Source organism: Bacillus sp. THAF10, from assembly GCF_009363695.1.
Taxonomy (GTDB): domain Bacteria; phylum Bacillota; class Bacilli; order Bacillales; family Bacillaceae_I; genus Sutcliffiella_A.
In genome coordinates, this window is sequence record NZ_CP045403.1 from 3,220,373 (window position 1) to 3,239,611 (window position 19,239).

Annotated in this window: 22 protein-coding genes; 7 read left to right on the forward strand and 15 right to left on the reverse strand. The window is 38.0% G+C overall.

Annotated elements, in window-relative coordinates; translation table 11 throughout:
• Positions 1–19: 19 nt before the first annotated feature.
• The 10 genes from FIU87_RS16650 to FIU87_RS16695 form a co-directional block, all read right to left on the reverse strand.
• Positions 20–1,579, reverse strand: coding sequence for a multicopper oxidase family protein (locus FIU87_RS16650; RefSeq protein ID WP_253905447.1), 1,560 nt, complete (start codon positions 1,577–1,579; stop codon positions 20–22).
• 400 nt (positions 1,580–1,979) lie between these two features.
• Positions 1,980–2,279: a DUF3817 domain-containing protein gene (locus FIU87_RS16655; protein ID WP_152445601.1), complete on the reverse strand. Its 300-nt coding sequence runs from the start codon at positions 2,277–2,279 to the stop codon at positions 1,980–1,982.
• A gap of 100 nt (positions 2,280–2,379) precedes the next feature.
• Positions 2,380–2,784 carry a hypothetical protein gene (locus FIU87_RS16660; protein WP_152445602.1) on the reverse strand — a complete coding sequence of 135 codons (405 nt, stop codon included), beginning with the start codon at positions 2,782–2,784 and terminating at the stop codon, positions 2,380–2,382.
• Entirely contained in the window at positions 2,781–3,086 is a 306-nt protein-coding gene (locus FIU87_RS16665) for an antibiotic biosynthesis monooxygenase family protein (protein ID WP_152445603.1), read from the reverse strand. The genes FIU87_RS16660 and FIU87_RS16665 overlap by 4 nt, the downstream gene beginning before the upstream one ends.
• A gap of 22 nt (positions 3,087–3,108) precedes the next feature.
• On the reverse strand, positions 3,109–3,828 hold the full coding sequence (locus tag FIU87_RS16670) for a LytR/AlgR family response regulator transcription factor (RefSeq protein WP_152445604.1): 720 nt from the start codon (positions 3,826–3,828) through the stop codon (positions 3,109–3,111).
• Positions 3,815–4,900, reverse strand: coding sequence for a PAS domain-containing sensor histidine kinase (locus FIU87_RS16675; RefSeq protein WP_152445605.1), 1,086 nt, complete (start codon positions 4,898–4,900; stop codon positions 3,815–3,817). The genes FIU87_RS16670 and FIU87_RS16675 overlap by 14 nt, the downstream gene beginning before the upstream one ends.
• A gap of 526 nt (positions 4,901–5,426) precedes the next feature.
• Entirely contained in the window at positions 5,427–6,425 is a 999-nt protein-coding gene (locus FIU87_RS16680; RefSeq protein WP_253905448.1) for an alpha/beta fold hydrolase, read from the reverse strand.
• 22 nt (positions 6,426–6,447) lie between these two features.
• Positions 6,448–6,885: a hypothetical protein gene (locus FIU87_RS16685; RefSeq protein ID WP_152445607.1), complete on the reverse strand. Its 438-nt coding sequence runs from the start codon at positions 6,883–6,885 to the stop codon at positions 6,448–6,450.
• Between the two features lie 128 nt (positions 6,886–7,013).
• Positions 7,014–7,790 carry an SDR family oxidoreductase gene (locus tag FIU87_RS16690; RefSeq protein WP_152445608.1) on the reverse strand — a complete coding sequence of 259 codons (777 nt, stop codon included), beginning with the start codon at positions 7,788–7,790 and terminating at the stop codon, positions 7,014–7,016.
• Positions 7,791–8,224: 434 nt separating this feature from the next.
• Positions 8,225–8,422: a cold-shock protein gene (locus FIU87_RS16695; protein WP_152445609.1), complete on the reverse strand. Its 198-nt coding sequence runs from the start codon at positions 8,420–8,422 to the stop codon at positions 8,225–8,227.
• Between the two features lie 346 nt (positions 8,423–8,768).
• Between FIU87_RS16695 and FIU87_RS16700 the strand changes: the two genes are divergently transcribed.
• Entirely contained in the window at positions 8,769–9,929 is a 1,161-nt protein-coding gene (locus FIU87_RS16700; RefSeq protein WP_152445610.1) for a dicarboxylate/amino acid:cation symporter, read from the forward strand.
• 43 nt (positions 9,930–9,972) lie between these two features.
• On the opposite strand, the gene FIU87_RS16705 is transcribed toward FIU87_RS16700, so the two are convergent.
• Both FIU87_RS16705 and FIU87_RS16710 read right to left on the reverse strand, forming a co-directional pair.
• Positions 9,973–10,254, reverse strand: coding sequence for a hypothetical protein (locus tag FIU87_RS16705; protein ID WP_152445611.1), 282 nt, complete (start codon positions 10,252–10,254; stop codon positions 9,973–9,975).
• A gap of 13 nt (positions 10,255–10,267) precedes the next feature.
• A complete protein-coding gene (locus tag FIU87_RS16710; RefSeq protein ID WP_152445612.1) occupies positions 10,268–10,450 on the reverse strand; it encodes an H-type small acid-soluble spore protein in 183 nt (60 codons plus the stop codon).
• Between the two features lie 132 nt (positions 10,451–10,582).
• Between FIU87_RS16710 and FIU87_RS16715 the strand changes: the two genes are divergently transcribed.
• On the forward strand, positions 10,583–10,828 hold the full coding sequence (locus FIU87_RS16715; RefSeq protein ID WP_152445613.1) for an atypical membrane-integrating protein (Mistic protein): 246 nt from the start codon (positions 10,583–10,585) through the stop codon (positions 10,826–10,828).
• Positions 10,828–11,838: a potassium channel family protein gene (locus FIU87_RS16720; RefSeq protein WP_152445614.1), complete on the forward strand. Its 1,011-nt coding sequence runs from the start codon at positions 10,828–10,830 to the stop codon at positions 11,836–11,838. Before FIU87_RS16715 ends, FIU87_RS16720 begins: the two co-directional genes overlap by 1 nt.
• Here FIU87_RS16720 and FIU87_RS16725 read toward each other — a convergent pair.
• The 3 genes from FIU87_RS16725 to FIU87_RS16735 all read right to left on the reverse strand — a co-directional run bounded on the left by FIU87_RS16725 (position 11,835) and on the right by FIU87_RS16735 (position 14,280).
• Entirely contained in the window at positions 11,835–12,242 is a 408-nt protein-coding gene (locus FIU87_RS16725) for a YugN-like family protein (RefSeq protein WP_152445615.1), read from the reverse strand. The genes FIU87_RS16720 and FIU87_RS16725 overlap by 4 nt on opposite strands.
• Before the next feature lie 287 nt (positions 12,243–12,529).
• Positions 12,530–13,879, reverse strand: a complete 1,350-nt coding sequence (locus tag FIU87_RS16730) for a glucose-6-phosphate isomerase (protein WP_152445616.1) — start codon at positions 13,877–13,879, stop codon at positions 12,530–12,532.
• A gap of 152 nt (positions 13,880–14,031) precedes the next feature.
• Positions 14,032–14,280, reverse strand: a complete 249-nt coding sequence (locus tag FIU87_RS16735; protein ID WP_152445617.1) for a hypothetical protein — start codon at positions 14,278–14,280, stop codon at positions 14,032–14,034.
• Between the two features lie 318 nt (positions 14,281–14,598).
• Between FIU87_RS16735 and FIU87_RS16740 the strand changes: the two genes are divergently transcribed.
• Genes FIU87_RS16740 through FIU87_RS16755 form a run of 4 tightly spaced genes read left to right on the forward strand, consistent with a single transcriptional unit; the run spans position 14,599 to position 19,234 of the window.
• Positions 14,599–17,007 (forward strand): Na+/H+ antiporter subunit A, encoded by a 2,409-nt coding sequence (locus tag FIU87_RS16740; protein ID WP_152445618.1) that lies wholly within the window; start codon positions 14,599–14,601, stop codon positions 17,005–17,007.
• Positions 17,008–17,011: 4 nt separating this feature from the next.
• Positions 17,012–17,419 (forward strand): Na(+)/H(+) antiporter subunit B, encoded by a 408-nt coding sequence (locus FIU87_RS16745; protein ID WP_172971173.1) that lies wholly within the window; start codon positions 17,012–17,014, stop codon positions 17,417–17,419.
• On the forward strand, positions 17,419–17,760 hold the full coding sequence (locus FIU87_RS16750; protein ID WP_152445620.1) for a Na(+)/H(+) antiporter subunit C: 342 nt from the start codon (positions 17,419–17,421) through the stop codon (positions 17,758–17,760). Before FIU87_RS16745 ends, FIU87_RS16750 begins: the two co-directional genes overlap by 1 nt.
• A complete protein-coding gene (locus FIU87_RS16755) occupies positions 17,753–19,234 on the forward strand; it encodes a Na+/H+ antiporter subunit D (protein WP_152445621.1) in 1,482 nt (493 codons plus the stop codon). Before FIU87_RS16750 ends, FIU87_RS16755 begins: the two co-directional genes overlap by 8 nt.
• The last annotated feature ends 5 nt before the right edge of the window (positions 19,235–19,239 follow it).

The following is a 19,239-nucleotide window of genomic DNA, read 5'->3' on the forward strand; positions in this document are numbered from 1 at the left end:
TTTAAACCACCATTTCCAATTATTGAATGACTATATAAGGTCTCATCATTTCATAGTCCTCATGCTCTAGCATATGACAATGCCACACATAAAGTCCTGTGTATGGGCCAAAACGCATGATGATTCTTGTGACTTCACTGGGATTTGCGCGAACCGTATCCTTTCTGCCCTGTTCTTGCGGTTCTGGTGGCATGCTCGGTCCTAAATATTCCACAACTCTATCCTTGTTAAACTTATCCACGTTGAATTCCCTGCGATCTAAAATTTGAAAATCAATTAAATGAATGTGAATGGGATGGGTATCTGGTGTTAGGTTAATAAGGTACCAAATTTCTATTGTTCCGAGTCTTGGTTTTTCCGATATGGGGGCATCCCAGTTTTTATTATCTAACAGCATGATTTCTCTTCCGTATTTATCTAGCAGGTGATCTAAAGTTAAATGGCGATATTTAATTGCTTGAGATACTAAAAGCTTTGGAATCTCCTCTAAATAGGAAGGAATTACATTTGTATCAATGAAATGTAATCGTTTTGTTACTTTAAATTTCATTACCTCATACACTTCGTTTGCCAGATCACCTTCTGGAAATGGGGCAGGAGCATCATTCGTCATAAATACCTCATATCCTTCTAGATTTGTAAAATCTATGATCATATCTGCCCTTTCTGCAGGGGCGAGCGTAATTTCCTTAATGCCTATTGGGTGTTCCAACAGACCTCTATCTGTTCCAATTTGATACATAAGTTGCCCTCTGTTTAACTTGAGCGTATAAAATCTGCTGTTTGAACCATTTACGATTCGAAAGCGATACTTTCGAGGTTCTACCTCCATGTAAGGCCACGCCTTCCCATTTACCACAATCGTATCGCCGAAAAATTCCGGAACCACCGATGTTTCAAGCTCTGGCACTGGGTTTTCTGGTTGAGTTGGATAATATAAAGAACCATCTTTATGAAAGGTTCTATCCTGTAATAATAACGGTACGTCATATTTACCTGAAGGCAAATTCAACTCTTGCTCTTGTTTATTTGTAACAATAAATATCCCCGCTAAGCCAGCATAGATATTAAGTCTTGTAATTCCGATAGCATGATCGTGATACCAGAGAGTGCAAGCATTCATGTAATTATCATATTGATAGATTTCCTTTACAAACTTCTTTCCAACTACTTGAAATCCATTCGTAAACCAAGCATCGGGATATCCGTCACTTTCTGCCTCCACCACGGCTCCATGTACATGTACTACCGTTCTGACTTCCGGTACGTCATGATGCGCTCCATGTACCGTAAAATCAACAGGCAATAAATGCTTGCTTGGCAAGTCATTTTTCCACTTAATATACACCCTTTCTCCACTTTCTACTTGTATAGTTGGCCCAGGAAACATTCCTTCATATCCCCAGACTGTAGTGTTGGGAAGTTCACTGTGAATGGAAACTTGGCATTCTTTCATTGAAACCTCATAATAAGTGAAATCTGAACCCTTCTTGATAGGCTTTAAAACAGGTGGAATAGGAAGTGCATCAATATATTTTGGTAAACGCTCCGCTCGGTCTTTTTTTATGATTTTTGGCACCTTTATCCCTCCTTCGGTTACTCTTTAATTCAACATATTCTTCATGAAAAGAAAAAATCCGAAAAAAAGGGTTTTTGAAAAAAGAAAGATGGTGGGACAAAACTTAAAAACACAAACAAAAAGACGAACAATATTAATGCCGGCATTAAATACCGCTATTGATTTCCGTTCAAGACTTCGCTTTCCGCGGGTGACCCGTGAGCCTCCTCTGCTTCGCCTGCGGGGTCTCACATTGGCCAATCTTTAAGCAGGAGTCTACGTCTTGCACTCCAATCAACCGCTGGTGTCATCTAAGAAGTAAAAGCATATTGTAATACTAAAAAAACCGAACTGATTGGATCATACTCCAATCAGTTCGGTTTTTATTTAGGCTAAAACACTTTTGTCCCAGCCTCTTTTCTTAATTCACATATGATGTTTTTTTCAGGTAATTATCAAATACCATATTACCAAATGGAATAAATGCGACAATGACAGCACAGGTTGCCCATTTGAAAGACCATCTAATTTTCAAGGTAATGTAGCCTACAAACAAGATATATGCGATGAATAAGAAGCCATGTAATGCTCCTACTATACTTACAGCCATGGGTATATCAAATCCATATTTCAAGGGCATTGCAATAAAAAGAAGGACTAAAAGTGAGCCACCTTCGACTAAACCAATCATTCTAAAACGGTCCATTGCGGATTTTGTCATGATACCATCTGCCTTTCCCTATAATTAGCCTTTATCTTAGCTACATTATAAAGGAATGCTTGCACCTAGATAGTCATCATATCTGACAATCCTGTGAAACCTATTCTTCCATTTCAAGTGCCTGAATACCTGCTGTAAGGTATTGTTGAAATTTATTTTCTATGTCCGTATCCAGCATCCCTGCCATGCAAACACATAACTTCTTGTAATTATAGGTAATTAAATTTGATCCCACTCCTCTACTCACTAACACACTTTTCAACCACAGAGTGTAGTCGATAAAGGAATCGATATCATTAAGTTTATACGCTGTATGTAAATAAAGGAAATGATAAAAGTTATCTTCAATTGTTTTTGCTTTCCCTTTTTCTCCAAATTTTTCATCTAAAAATGGGAATTCCTCATACATTTCTTTTACTGCACGTTCCACAATGGGTGCTACTTCTATGTCCCCTATATCTGCTTTTATTTTCTGGACATTGGGGGTTAAGAGTAAATGCGTCAATTTGCCACCACCTTAAATTTCGTAATGGTTGGAATGATGGCAGCCAGCTCTTTATCTGGGTACTTTTTCTCCAAATCATGGATTTGCTTATATTCATCACTGCTAACCCAGCGAATAAAGTCTTCTTTAGAATCCCATTCCATAAAGACAGTAAGCTCTCCTTGTTTTTTTTCATTTTGAAGTAACAAAAAGCGTTGAAAGCCTTGTGCCTTATCCACCAATTTAGAACGGTTATGATAAATCCCGATGACCTCTTCTGCCTTTTCGGGAGGCACAACAAATGTAGAGTGCACGATATACATAATGAAAATCCCCCTTTTTTGTCTAAGCAAGCAGGTCCTGTACCTCATTTATTTTCAGCTTCGAAATATGAGCATATTTATCATGATTATGAAAATAGGCAAAATACGTCTCGTTTTTCGGTGTAATATGAGAGAGTTTTTTGAGATTAACAACATAAGAACGATGGGTACGATAGAAACTTTCATTGAGTTGTTGATGAATTTCACTAATATTTTCGTAGGTTTCAATCGTTTTTTTATCCGTATAAATAATACACTTTTTCCCTGATTTTTCTATAAAAATAATATCGTCAAACGGAATATAAAAGGTGCTGCTATTGGATCGCACTGTTAATCTTTTTTCTGTAACCTTCATATCCTCATTATCTGTTCGTTCAATATGTGATTTTGCCTTCTCTAATGCTTGAAATAATCGAAATTTCTCCAACGGCTTTAAAATATAATCAACAGCTGAGATCGAGAAAGCTTCCACAGCAAACTCTTCGTAGCCTGTAACAAAAATTACAGATAAATGTGGCTGGAAATGCAAGCATTCCTTTATCGCTTCCATCCCATTCTTTTTAGGCATTTGAATGTCCGCAATTAATACATCTACCTTATTTTTCATTACTCTGTCTACTAGTTCTTCTCCATTGTTACATACATCGAGAATACGATAATCGTCCAATTCCCCAATAAAAGACGATATGATCTCAAGTGAATCCTGATTATCATCCACAATTAATACATTAATTGGCTTCACTTAAAGGTAGCTCCTTTCCTTCAGAAGTGGAAACAGGCACCTTAACCCAAAAGGTACTCCCCTCTCCTTGCTTACTATATACACCCAATGTCCCATTCATCTCTTGTACGTTTTGTTTTACAAGCGTCAGTCCTATCCCTGTTCCTTCTATCTCATTCTCCTTAGATAAAACTCGGAAGAATGGCTCAAATATACTTTCGAGATACGTATCGGGAATTCCTACTCCAGTATCTTTAACAAATATAGCCAAATCCCTGCCGTCTACTCGCCAATAAACACTTATTTGGCCACCTATTACATTGTATTTGATGGCATTGATTAATAAATTTTCCAACACCTGTCGAAAACGGATGGAATCAATTTCAATCTCGATGTCTTGTGCACTCTTTTCAATCTCTAAAGACAGATGCTTTTCTTTTGCGAGCTCTTGATTCGTTTGGAAGCATTCGTCAACCACCTTTCTAATGTTGACTAAATACTTTTTGCTTTTATTATCAAGTGATGAATTGTCCATTCGAACTAATTCCAAAATATTATTTATCAGCTTTAACAGTTGTTTACTAGAAGCTCCTATTTTTTTCATCTTTATTCTTTGCTTAGCTGTTAAAGGGTCTTCCTTGTCATCAAGTAAAATTTGCACAAATCCCATGACAGAATTTAATGGCGTTCTAATCTCATGACTAAGCATCGCTAGGAAGTTCGATTTTGTTTTACTTTGTTTTTCTGCTTTTTCTTTCTTGGCGATAAGCAATTCTTCTTTATTTTTGCGATTTCTCTCTTCCGTTATATCAAATATAAGTAGAATATAATGCTGGTTTTCATTTGGAAAAATAAAGCATCTCAGCCACTGATTTAGTTGTTGGCATATTTGTACATCCTTTTGGATAAACGTTTTTGTTTCTATAACAGAAAAAATGTCGGGAAGAATAGATTGATATAATTGGGAATGAAAAATATCCTGAAGGTGTTTTTCATTTCCTAATTCTCCAGATACCTTCAGCATTTCTTCCGCCCCAGCATTAATGGAACTGACTTTTAAGTCGGAATGAAAGAAAATGACGGCCTTATTCAAGGTAGAAGGGAGAAGTTCATCATAGATTAAGGTGGATACATCATTTATTCCGATAATTTTTCAGCTCCTTCTCCATGATTTATTATGGCAGCATGGTAACATATTAAAACTTGTATTACTTGCATTATAGCCTTTATAATAAAATATTTAAAATTTCATTAGTCCTATTTTGTATGTATCCTAGATTATTTTACATCTAAATACTATTGAGCAACCACCTTCATAAGCGCTTTTCGCATATCATTTTCCCATCAAACAAACCTAAAATCACTTATTTCAAAGGCATTTTCCTGCATATTACTTATCATGATGAAATTCTCAAATCTCTTTAATAGAATAGTATTTTTTCGTGAATGAGTGACAATATTTACCTAAAAAAGAGAAAAGCTACTAACTTTTCTCTTCATCTATTAATTGGAGTAGAAAGTGCTTATAAACAATAGCTCCAAACCCCAAATACTCTAAATAAGGATCAATCTCCCATTTTAGAAGATTGTATACCGCAACCATTTTCCTCATCTCCTTTTCATTTGCTTGCTAGTATCGATCTGCTGGTTAACCAATCGTCCATATAAGATGGTAGCTGGCCATTTTCAACGGTAGCCGCTGTATGTCCTCCTTTAAGTACATGAACATGTTTGTCTTTGCTTGCAACTTTATCCATAATGGGCATCATTTGGTGCAGTGGAACAAGACGGTCATTTTCTGTTCCCACAACCAAAAGGTTTGCTGTAATATTCGATAGTTTAGCCTTTTTGCTCTGGATGGAAAAGCTTCCCTTTATCAACTTATTTTCTAAAGTGAAATCCTCCATCATTTGCTTGGCAACCCCACTTGTCATTGGGATATGCCCCTCTGTCCACGTGTGAAACCTGATCCATTTTTCTACATAATCTCGATCATGAGCTTTCAGTAACAAAGAAATATATGGAGTAAAATAAACAGGTGTGGTAACTAATCTCACACCGGCTTTTACATAGGAGGAAGGAATAATACCGAGCTCCTCCATATACGCAAAAGAAGCAGTCCCTTCTTTCCTTAATCTCATGACCCACTTATCAAAATATGGTGACTTACTAAAGTCAATTGGTGTGACTAAAAGAATAAGGTTTTTAATAGCTTTGGGATGGATGGAGGCATAGATGGCAGCTAGTGTCCCTCCGAGGCAATAGCCTATCATCGTTAGTTCTTCCACTCTTGCATGCTGAAGCGTTTTTTGAACCGCTTGGTGAATGTAGGAGGAAACGTAGTCACTCAACGTCATCTGTTGATCTTCAAGACTAGGCTTGCCAAAATCAATTAAATATACGTCAAAACCATTCTTAACAAGTGCCTCTATGGTACTTTTTCCTGGTAATAGATCTAAAATAAACGGTTGATTGATTAAGGAGTAAGTGATAAACACAGGAGTTTTGAATTTCTTAGTGGAGGAAGGGTAGTACCAGAGTGTTGCCTTATTCTTTTTCCAAACTGCTTTTCTAAGAGTGACACCATCCTTGAAAGGTGTATCATTATATTGACTCATTTGTGCCTTCCAAGCATTCAAGTCACGAGTCATAAACTTTCACATCTTTAAGACGTTTAAGCTCTTCCTCAAGTCCTGGAATATTGGAAACAATCGCAGCTTTATACTTAGCATTTTCAATTAAAATTGTAGAAGTGCTAGAGGAACAATTTTGTTTTTTGCTTGGCAGACTTTTATTTTGGTTGATCATTTTTTCCTCTAACTTGTCTATCTTTTCTTCAATTTGAATAAGAAGTTTTGCTAAATTGGCAACGTCATTTTTTGTTGGAAAATTATATTGAAGGGAAAGCACCTCTACTTGTTCTCTTATTGATCTGAGTTTTTCCGCATTTTTTTCACTTTTCTTCCCTAAAATGCGGTAAATCATTTCGTTATTCAAACTGTTTTTTATGGTTTCATTTAAATCATTTTCTACACGTAAGGCTTGAACTTTTAGCCTTTTCTGCACTTCTTTCTTCATGTGTGAATCACCCTTTCATTTTATAAAAACTTTTTTCGTATACTTTGTTACTCCTGCGTAAATAAAGCACATTGTTAACAAAAGTCGCTGTTGTGCTCTTTTCGTAGAGAAATACATTTTCTTAGGTTTTAAATTAACGATGTCATTCCGCCGTCCACAACGAGAATGTGACCGATGCAATAATTAGATGCCTCGGAAGCGAGAAATACTGCTGCACCCTTTAGATCATCTTCTGTACCGAAACGTTTTGCGGGAATTTGCTCTTTAATAAATGGCGAAGAATGTTCGAGGATTCCTTGGGTAATTTTTGTAGGAAACAAGCCTGGGGCAATAGCATTTACTTGAATATTATTAGGAGCAAGCTTCACTCCAAGATCTTTTGTAAACGTAATGACTCCACCTTTACTCGTATTGTAGGCGATTGTATCCATCAGCTTTGGATCTGTTCCACCCATCCCAGTCACAGAGGCAATGTTAATGATTTTCCCATAACCTTGTTTCATCATCACCCTTGCTGCTCTTTGGCTAAAGAGAAATAATCCTCTTAAATTTACATTCATCACTTTATCCCATTTATCTGCAGGTAAATCAAGGGTGGGAGCCATCCAAGAGGTTCCGCTATTATTGACAAGAATATCAATACTTCCGAAATGTTTTACTGTCTCATCAATGACAAATTGGATATCTTCTTCTTTTGTAACATCACAGGGAAATGCTTTCGATTGAACTCCTTTTTCTATCAATGTTTCAGATACTTTCTCACAAGAAGCAATATCTCTTGAACATACCACTACATTTGCTCCAGCTTCAGCTAATCCGTGTGCTATCTGCGCTCCGAGTCCTTTTCCGCCTCCTGTCACGATCGCCGTTTTATTAGCCAAGCTAAATAAATCCTTTCCTCCCATAGTAAACCTCCTCTTTTTTTCATTTGCATTTTTTTTAATAAGTATGTTGAATAATAAATCTCTCAGAATTTAATAGATTCTATATAGTATAGTAGAGTCGCTTCTAAGGTGTGTGTAAATTGATGAAATGGTGGAAGTGGAGTTTTTAGACAACACTCTTTTCTAAAAGATTGTTGCCTTTTACTAAGAAAAAGTCGGCTTTAAGACTTTTTAAAGAAAAAGTCGGCTCTAAGACTTTTCCAAGAGAAAAGTCGGCTTTAAAGACTCTTAGCAATTATTATGTGAGGAAAAAAAACTTCCTTCACGAAAGGAGCACGACAGCAACGTTGATTATGGGTGTTTTTCCTGTATGCAGTAGCAAAAAATGTAGCGAAAACAGCATTAGACAAAAAAAAAGAACCCTCCAAAATGGAGAGTTCTTTTGTGCGTTCAAATTACTTTTGAACGTTAGCAGCTTGTGGTCCACGAGCTCCTTGCTCAACTTCAAAAGTTACAGTTTGACCTTCTTCTAAAGTTTTGAAACCGTCGCCTTGGATAGCAGAGAAGTGTACGAATACATCGTCTTGACCGTCTACTTCGATGAATCCGAATCCTTTTTCAGCGTTGAACCATTTTACTTTACCTTCTAACATTGTGTTTCCTCCTATAGTGGATAATTGCCATCCACAGAAAATTACCATTCTTGCTCTGCATAACCTTACAGACGAAATAGAACTTTAAAAGTTGATTTCTTCTTTCAGTTTTATCGAACAAAAACAATTAGCTTAATCATAGTCCTTATGCGAACAAAAATCAAGTTTATTTTACTGTTTCTACTAAATACCAAATAATTCGACAGAAAAAGATAACATTCTCCAATGTTATTGGAAAATATTTTTTAGGTGTTCTCTGTTCTTTACCTTTTCTTTTTCGGAAAGATTTTGTAAGATAATTAAATATCAACTTAGAGAAAACATTTGTATTTTTAGGGAGGACATCATGAGGAGATTTGGACTTTTACCAAGAATTATTGTCGCCATTCTATTAGGTGTACTTATTGGGAGCTATGCACCAGAATGGTTTGTAAAAATATTTGTTACATTCAGTGGATTATTCGGGAACTTCTTAGGCTTTGCCATCCCACTCATTATCATTGCTTTTATTGCTCCAGGTATTGGAGAAATAGGGAAAGGAGCAGGGAAGTTTCTTAGTCTAACTGCCGCTCTTGCCTATCTTTCCACTATTGCTGCAGGAGTCTTGGCATATTTAGCAGCAAGTTCTTTGTATCCTTACCTTTTAAAAGGTGCCAGCTTAGCAGGAGAAATGGAAAACCCTGAGGAGGCCCTATTAAAACCATTTTTGGATTTAGAGATTCCTGCGCCATTTGAAGTGATGACAGCTTTGATCATTGCTTTTGTGCTAGGATTAGGAATTTCAGCTATTAAAGGCAATGCATTGCAAAACAATATGATTGAATTTAGAAGCATTATTGAATTGGTTATCTCTAAAGTAATTATCCCATTGCTTCCTATTCATATCCTTGGAATATTTTCAAATATGACCTATGGTGGCCAGGTTCAAACCATCATCAGCGTATTTGCCAAAGTATTTGTGTTGATTATCCTGTTGCACTGGACTATGCTATTGCTTCAATATTCTATAAGTGGTGCCATGTCAAAAAAGAATCCTTTTGCGATGCTGAAAACGATGATGACCGCATACTTTACTGCACTTGGTACCCAATCATCAGCATCCACCATTCCAGTAACTTTACGGCGCACAAAAAATATGGGTGTGAGAGAAAAAACAGCTGACTTTACTGTGCCGTTACTGGCAAATATTCACCTTTCCGGTAGCACCATCACCATTGTATCGTGTGCGATGGCTATCATGTTCATTAACGGAATGGATTATTCCTTTTTGACGGTGTTGCCTTTTGTGATGATGCTTGGTGTTACCATGATTGCTGCTCCAGGTGTACCAGGTGGCGCTGTCATGGCGGCTATCGGCTTGCTACAAACGATGCTTGGCTTTGATTCTACTATGGTTTCATTAATGATTGCCCTTTACCTTGCTCAAGACAGCTTTGGTACTGCGTGTAACGTAACGGGAGATGGCGCCATTGCTAATGCAGTGGATACATTCACATCTTCTAAATAAACAAACCAGGTGGTCTGCGACATGCAGATTCACCTGGTTTGTTTTACTTTCCAGAACTTAATTTTGAGTATCCAAATTGTTCTAAAAACTCGTTGTAGGCCTCAATTTTCCCTTCCATAACGAGATAGTCTGACTCTCCAGGCGTTAGGCCTTCCTTTTCCTTGTAATATTCTTTTATTCTCGATTCTACATAAGAAATAATCGCGGTTTCATTAAAGGATGTCATCATAATCACCTCATCTAATTGATAGAATATGAATACCCTTATTACAAAACCTAAAACGGTCAGAAGCACATTTGAGATTTTCAAATGTGCTCTGTTCAAAAGAGATAGCCTTCTACTCTAATTCTTCTAGATCAGCTATGGATACTTGTGTTCTTTCCTCACCTGGGCCACGAAGATGCACGGTTGCAGTTGCTCCATCTTCACTGATGGAATCAATCCACACTTTTGTTCCTTGAAAGGTTACCTCCGTTATCGCTTTTGAGGATAATATTTGTCTTGCACGTCTTTCTTCCATCTTTGTCACTCCTGCTCTCATAAGTTTCCTGTTCATTTATCCACATTATTTTCCCTAAGATCCATCATCTTTATGCCTCTAAGTTTAATCTCTCCTACTTCTTGTCAAGAATAGAGGGTAGAGGTGAATCGGATGAAACTGAGCAAAGAGGAAAAAGAACAGTTAAGTGAAGCCATTGATAAAATGAATGAGAGCCTGGACGTGTTTATTGAGTACTACAATGAATCAGAGGACGATACCCCGATCATTTCCTTTGATGAGGAAGTCTTATCCTTATTAGAAGCTGGAAAGGAAAAATACGGAACAGAAGCTTTTAGTCAAAGAATCAATACCATCATGAAAGAGGTACTCTCTTTCATTTCAAAAGAGGATAGCTGATGGAAAGAATAAAAGAACAGACTTCCTTAATTTTTAGGTTTATTCACTGGCCTCTAATTGCCAGAATCCTCATCATTATCTTTGTGATAAATATTACGTTTGGTGCGCTCATTCGTTATATTGAACCTGAAGAGTTCCCAACATTATTTGATGGTGTTTGGTGGGCACTTGTGACAACGGCCACGTTAGGCTATGGAGATTATGTACCCGTTACGGTGACAGGGCGGTCTCTAGCAATTGTTTTAATTCTTTTTGGTACTGGGTTTGTTACCACCTATTTTGTCACATTAGCAGCAAGTGCCATAGCCACACAAAATGATTATTTGGAGGGCAAAGTGGATTATCGTGGATCAGAACATATAATCGTTGTTGGATGGAATGAAAGGGTAAGAGAAACACTCCGTCAAATTAATTTAATGAGCAAAAAACCATTATCTATTGTACTTATTGATCAAACACTCTCTAAAAATCCACTTCATGACGAAAATGTACATTTTATTAAAGGAAATCCAAGCTATGATCAGACGATGCTTGCCGCCAACATAAAACAGGCAGCATTTGTGCTGATTTCAGCAGACCAAAGTAAAGATGAAGTTCAAGCAGATATGAATTCGGTTTTAACTCTATTGACAGTGAAAGGCCTAAATCCAGATGTTTACACGATCATTGAAATTCTTACCTCCCATCAAGTGAAAAATGCCTGGCGAGCTTGCGCAAATGAAGTAATTCAAACAAACATGTTTACAAGCTATGTAATGATTAATAGCATGATGTCGAACGGCATGTCTGGGACACTTTTAAAAATGCTTGATCAACTTAAAGGCAGCAAGCTTAAATACCTAAATGTGGATAAAGGGCAAGTTGGAGATACGTTTGAAAAGGTTAGCAACCAAATGCTTCAAAAAAAGGTCTTGCTTATTGGCATAAAAAGAGGAGAGGACACTATGGTCAACCCTCCTTTATACACGTTAATCCAACATGATGATTGCTTACTGGTTATTAAGGATTAATCTCTTCCTAATACTGCTTCTAGTTCGTGCACTAGTGTGTGCCCAAGCTCAACAAATTCCTCAGGAAAAGATGCATCCGGATCTTCAGGCTCAGAAAATTGATTAAACGAAGCGGAGCCGTTACCAACATGTGCGTGATCATCTATCCCTATTTGATATTTATGGGAAAGTAGAAACGGCCTTCCTAGCTCGACAGTGGCACCTTGGGAATCCAATTGACCATCTACAGACTGAAAAGGAACTCTTAAGAATTGATAGCCCACTTCACTATCAATTTTGTAATCGAAATATCCGTGGTCATACTCCCAGTTTCCACCTATCGAATAACCTAGTGGCTTTAGTTCCTGCTCAAGTTTGTATAATTGAAACTCTGCGCCTTCTATTTTAGAAGGAATAGGAATCATGGCAATCCCTCCTTTTTTTATAGGAGTAGGTTGCCCTTAGCATAAATTTTCATTCAAAAAAAGAGTGCCCTTATGATGCATGAAGGCCATCTTTTTATTATTTGCTTTGTTATACTACGCTGTTGATTTCAGCAAATGGCATGGCTCCACGCGTAATGCAAGGCGATTTGTAAGCCTCCTCGGCTGTGCCTGTGAGGTCACAATTCTTTCGCTTCATTCCCGCGGGAGTCTCCGCCTTTGCTACCATCCACAGCTAGAAACTTCTTAAAATTCACAAGGAATTCTTTTTATTTTAAACGTTTTTCAAGCTCTGCTTTCACTTCTTCAAAGCCTGGTTTTCCAAGGAGGGCAAACATGTTTACTTTGTATGCTTCTACTCCTGGTTGATCAAATGGATTTACACCAAGAAGGTATCCGCTCATGGCACAAGCTTTTTCAAAGAAATAAACAAGATAGCCAAACGTGTATGCATCCATAGCTGGTATGTTCACAACTAGGTTTGGAACTCCTCCGTCAGTATGAGCAAGCATTGTTCCTTCATACGCCTTTGTATTTACAAAATCGACGGTTTCTCCTGCAAGGTAATTCAGACCATCCAAGTCACCTGCTTCTTCCTCTACCGACAATTCATGTCTTGGGGTGTCAACCTTGATAATGGTTTCAAAAAGATCTCGGCGTCCTTCTTGTACATATTGACCTAGGGAATGTAGGTCAGTTGAGAAGTTTGCAGAAGCAGGGAATATACCTTTTTGGTCTTTTCCTTCACTTTCTCCAAATAATTGCTTCCACCATTCAGAAAAGTATTGAAGCCCTGGCTCATAGTTGATGAGCATTTCGATGGTTTTTCCTTTGTTGTAGAGCACATTTCTTACTGCCGCATATTGATAAGCAGGGTTTTCTGCTAATTCAGAAGCGGAGAAATCCTGACTTGCCTCTGCCGCACCCTTCATCATGGCCTCAATGTCCACCCCGGAAACAGCGATTGGCAATAATCCAACAGCAGTTAACACAGAATACCTGCCACCTACATCATCAGGAATAATAAAGGATTCATACCCTTCTTCCGTTGCCAACGTTTTCAATGCACCGCGAGCTTTATCGGTCGTAGCATAGATTCGCTTACGAGCTTCTTCTTTTCCGTATTTTTCTTCTAAAATCTTACGGAAAATTCGGAATGCTAGTGCTGGTTCAGTCGTTGTGCCTGATTTAGAGATAACATTAATGGAGAAATCTTTTCCATCGAGAAGGTCCATTACATCTCTCATGTAGGTAGAACTAATATTGTTTCCAACAAAAATAACTTGAGGAGTTTTTCGCTGTTCTTTTGTTAATGCATTATAAAAAGAGTGATTGAGCATCTCAATGGCTGCTCTTGCTCCAAGGTAGGAGCCTCCAATACCAACCACAAGGAGCACATCAGAATCGTTTTTAATTTTTTCTGCACTTGACACAATTCTCGAAAATTCTTCTTTATCATACTCTGTCGGCAGATCTATCCAGCCCAAATAGTCATTGCCTGCACCTGTTTTTTCATGTAAGGAATGATGGGCTACTTTTACCGCATCACGAAGATATGTAATTTCATGCTCTCCAAAAAAGGAAAGAGCTTTACTATAATCAAAGCGAATATGTGTCATATTATTAACCTCCAAAACAATTTTACATGCCAATTTTCACTTTACAGAATCCCGCAAAAGAATTCAAGGTTGGTACTTCCTTGTAAGCGATTGCAATTAAATTTTTAATCCCTTGCATAACAAAACGGCTATACATCACGTATAACCGTTCGTTATGTCGGTTCCACTTCTTCTTTTTCTTTTTCTTTTTTCGCCACGACAATACGAATATATTCTCGTGGTTTAAAGGGTTGGACAATATCTATTCCATTTTGCTGGTTTGAACCAATCAACACAATGGAAGAATTATTATTGGAGTATTGCTCCATATTTTTTACCTTTTGCTCTGCATTTAACCACCATGCGCCTGCAAAGAGAGTAGAAAAAATAGACAACGCAACAGCTACTTTTCGTTTGACCATAACTACCACCACCTACCTATAGGGTGGCTAATAAATCTACATTTTATGCAGGTAAAAAAATTTTTTATGGAGCGATTTACCTAGTTTCTATCATATTTAATATAGTGGCCGAAATTGGTCCATGCTAACAATCTCCAAGGATGCAAGTGAAAATAATTTAGTATATAATTTGATTTAGTAATTTTTCTTTATAAATAATAATTCCTTTTTTACAAAACAAGGCAGTTACCGATTGGTTAAAATATGGTATTTAGCGTTGTTTTCTTATGTTTAAAGGGAATACTATTTTTTATAGAAGAAACAGAGGAGGTTTGTATCTTGTCACTGATTCATTTAGTGATTTTATCGCCATTATTAGTGGCGGTACTTGTGCCGTTTTTACATAAGTATTTTAAGAAAATACATACAGGGTGGTTTGTATTAGTATTACCACTTGTGTTGTTCATTTATTTCCTTCAATACTTAGGCACTACCATGAGTGGGGAAACTTACACAAGCTCAATGAAATGGATACCTTCCATTGGAATAGATTTTACAATCTATGTGGATGGTTTAGGCTTACTTTTTGCCTTATTAATAACTGGAATTGGAGCGTTGGTTGTCCTGTATTCCATTTATTATTTGTCGAAAGAAAAAGAAGCACTAAACACCTTTTATGTGTATTTGCTTATGTTCATGGGTGCCATGCTTGGAGTAGTTCTTTCTGATAATTTAATTGTGATGTACTCCTTCTGGGAATTAACAAGTATCTCTTCATTTTTACTTATCAGCTATTGGTATCACCGGGAAAAATCCCGATATGGTGCACTAAAATCAATGCTGATTACCGTTTTTGGTGGACTTGCTATGCTAGCTGGGATCATCCTGCTTTACATAATGACAGGCAGTTTCAGCATTCGTGAAATCATTGCCAATGTTGATGTGGTCACAAGCCATGAGTTATTCGTTCCAGCGCTTCTTTTGTTTTTGTTAGGAGCATTTACGAAATCTGCACAATTTCCGTTTCACATCTGGCTGCCCGATGCTATGGAAGCTCCGACACCTGTAAGTGCTTACCTTCACTCTGCAACGATGGTGAAGGCGGGTATTTACTTAGTAGCCAGAATGAGCCCAGTTTTTGCCGGGGCACCGGAATGGTTCTGGCTCGTATCAGGGTTTGGTATTGTCACGCTTTTTTGGGGGTCTTTTACCGCTGTAAAGCAAACCGATTTGAAATCAATCCTTGCCTTCTCAACGGTCAGTCAATTAGGTCTCATTATGTCCCTACTTGGTGTGGGAAGTGCAGCAGCATACTATGACTATATCGGAGAAAATGCCTATACGATTGCTACGCTTGCTGCTGTTTTTCATTTGATTAACCACGCAACCTTCAAAGGAAGTTTGTTTATGGTTGTTGGAATTGTGGATCATGAAACAGGAACAAGAGACATCAGAAAACTTGGCGGTCTAATGAATGTGATGCCCATTACTTTCTCTCTGGCGCTAATTGGAACATTTTCGATGGCAGGTTTGCCTCCATTCAACGGCTTTTTGAGCAAGGAAATGTTCTTTACTGGCATGTTAAAGGCCATCGATATTAGCGCATGGAACATGGATACATTTGGTATCATCTTTCCAGTTCTCGCTTGGGTTGCTAGTGTATTTACGTTTATATATAGTATGGTCTTGCTCTTTAAAACCTTTACAGGAAAACTCCAAGTGGAGAAATTGGATAAGGAACCCCATGAAGCACCCATTGGCATGCTCATACCGCCAATCATTCTTGCTTCCCTTGTGGTCATATTTGGTTTCTTTCCAATGCTACTTAAAGGAGTTATTGAGCCTGCTTTATACTCCATTCTTCCTTCCAATGTGCTTTCAGTTGAAGTGAAAATCTATCATTGGCACGGATTTAATACAGAATTGTTTATGACACTCGGTGTTGTTTTGTTCGGCGTCCTGCTTTATTTATCGGTGGCTAAATGGGGCAAGATTTATGAGTGGTTTCCACAAAAGCTCACCCTCAACAAATTGTATGATGGGGGATTAATTGGTCTAGAACGGGGATCAGCAGCTTTCACAAAATCGCATATGACAGGATTTATTCGAGATTATCTTGTGATGATTTTCGGATTTATGGTTGTGCTTTTAGGAGTTCTCTTATTTTCCACTGGTGCATTTGAAACAAACCTAACGAATGTTGCTCCAGTTGGACTCTACGAAGTCATCCTGGCATTGGTAATGGTCGCAGCTGCACTGACGACCTTGATTACAAAATCAAGACTAACTGCCATTATTTCACTTGGTGTCGTAGGTTATGCGATGAGCCTATTCTTTGTATTGTTCCGGGCACCAGACCTTGCTTTAACTCAATTGATTGTCGAAACTGTGTCAGTTGCGCTATTTTTGTTGTGCTTCTATCACTTGCCTGAGATTGCAAAAGAAATGAATCGACTTCGTTTTCGCCTAACCAACTTCATCATCTCTGTAAGTGTGGGACTGGTCGTTATTTTCATCGGACTTTCTGTTAATAGTTCTCGTCTGTTTGAATCCATTTCAGACTATTTTGAAGAAGCGTCCTATGCCGAAGCTGGCGGTAAGAATATGGTTAACGTCATTCTTGTTGATTTCCGTGGGCTTGATACCTTATTTGAAATCGCCGTGTTGACCATCGCTGCTTTTGGAATATTTGCGATGATAAAGCTGCGCCTTAACGATAAGAAAGGGGGCGTAAAAGGTGAAAGTTAATGACATGATTTTACAAACAGTAACCACTCTTTTATCTTTTATTATCCTGATCTTTTCGGTCTATCTGTTCTTCGCAGGACACTATACACCAGGAGGCGGGTTTATCGGTGGCTTGATGACCTCATCTGCTCTAGTACTTATTTTGCTTGCATTTGATCTCAAGACTTTTAAAAAGATTTTTCCAATCAATTTCTTAACCGTAGCTGCTACTGGTTTGCTAATATCTATTTTGACAGGTGTTGCAGCATTGTTCTTCGATGTTCCTTATCTTACTCACACCTTTGATTATGTGGAATTGCCTATTTTAGGAGAGACAGCCCTTACTTCCACACTCATTTTTGATTTAGGTGTGTATTTAGTTGTTGTCGGTGTTGCGATGACCATTATTCAAACGATAGGAGAGAGTGAATAATGGAAATTATTATGACGATCGTAGCTGGTGTGCTTATTGCAGCCGCCACCTACTTAATGCTATCCAAAAGTATTTTAAGAATTGTTGTTGGGACAGGATTACTTGCGCATGGTGCCCATTTATTGTTGTTAACAATGGGTGGATTAAAAAAAGGCGCAGCCCCATTGCTTGGGCAGAAGGCAGATTCTTATACGGACCCTCTTCCTCAAGCCTTGATTTTGACAGCTATTGTTATTAGCTTTGGGGTGACTTCCTTCTTCCTGGTCCTTGCCTATAGAGCATATCAGGAGCTGAAGACGGACAATATGGACAAATTAAGGGGAAATGAAAATCATGAATAACCTTGTAATAATGCCGATACTAATCCCTTTAATTACAGCTACCATTTTGTTATTGATCCCAAAGAGGACAAAGCTTCAAAAAGTGATTAGTATCATAAGTTTAACGTTGTCCACCACTGCTGCTTTTACGCTTGTTCATACCGTGTATACAAACGGCATACAAACGCTTGAGGTTGGTGGTTGGCGTCCTCCATTTGGAATTGTATTAGTAGCAGATATGCTATCATCCCTTCTGGTACTTACAGGAATTATTGTTAGCTTTGCCTGCATTCTATTTGCTTTTCGTTCCATTGGAGAAGCACGAGAAAAATATTACTTTTATGCTTTTACCCAATTCTTGATTACTGGGGTGATGGGGGCATTTTTGACAGGTGATATATTTAACCTGTTTGTCTTCTTTGAAGTGATGCTGATGTCATCCTATGTTCTGATTGTTATTGGAGGAACAAGAGCGCAGCTTAGAGAATCTCTGAAATATGTACTAGTTAATGTGATTTCATCCGGACTGTTCATTGTAGCACTGGCCTACCTTTATGGGTTGGTTGGGACATTGAGTATGGCTGACATTTCTCAAAAAATAGCGCAGGCTGGTCAAACAGAAATAGTAACAGTTGTTGCGATCCTATTCTTAATAGTATTTGGATTAAAGGGGGGAATCTTCCCACTGTATTTCTGGCTTCCAGGATCCTATCAAGCTCCTCCTTATGCAATTACAGCTCTTTTTGGAGCATTGTTGACGAAGGTTGGTGTGTATGCTATTTATCGTACCTTCACCTTAATTTTTTACCATGAACCTCACATTACTCACACGATCATTGCGGTTCTAGCTGGAATTACGATTCTCATTGGTGCTATTGGTGCTATTGCGTATTGGGATGTAAAGAAAATATTGATCTATAATATTGTCACGGCCATCGGTGTTATCGTTTATGGTATAGCAATTGCAACAGAAACAGGATACGCCGGGTCCATCTATTATTTGATTCATGACATGGTGATTAAAGGGGCACTATTCCTCCTTGCCGGCAGTATGTATACCATCACTGGCACAGATAATATTAAAAAAATGGGTGGACTAATAAAAAGACATCCACTTCTAGGCTGGTTATTTTTCACAGCGTGCCTTGCTCTCGCAGGTATTCCACCACTCAGCGGATTTGTCGGAAAAATTTTACTTGTACAAGGCGGACTGGACCAAGGACACTACCTATTTGTTGGGATTATGCTGTTTAGCAGTCTATTAGTACTCTACTCTGTCATGAAAATATTTATGAACTGCTTCTTTAGAGAGGAAGCAATTTCTGCAAAAGAAGAAAAAGGATCGACAAAAGGGCTTGTGTATCCATCGGTTATCCTGATTGCAATCTCTGCATTCCTTGGATTAGGTGCGGAGTTTGTCTACCCGTACGTTTATGAGGCAGCAGAAACGTTAAAGGACCCGTCCATCTATATCCAAGCAGTTTTAAAGGAGTAGTTACT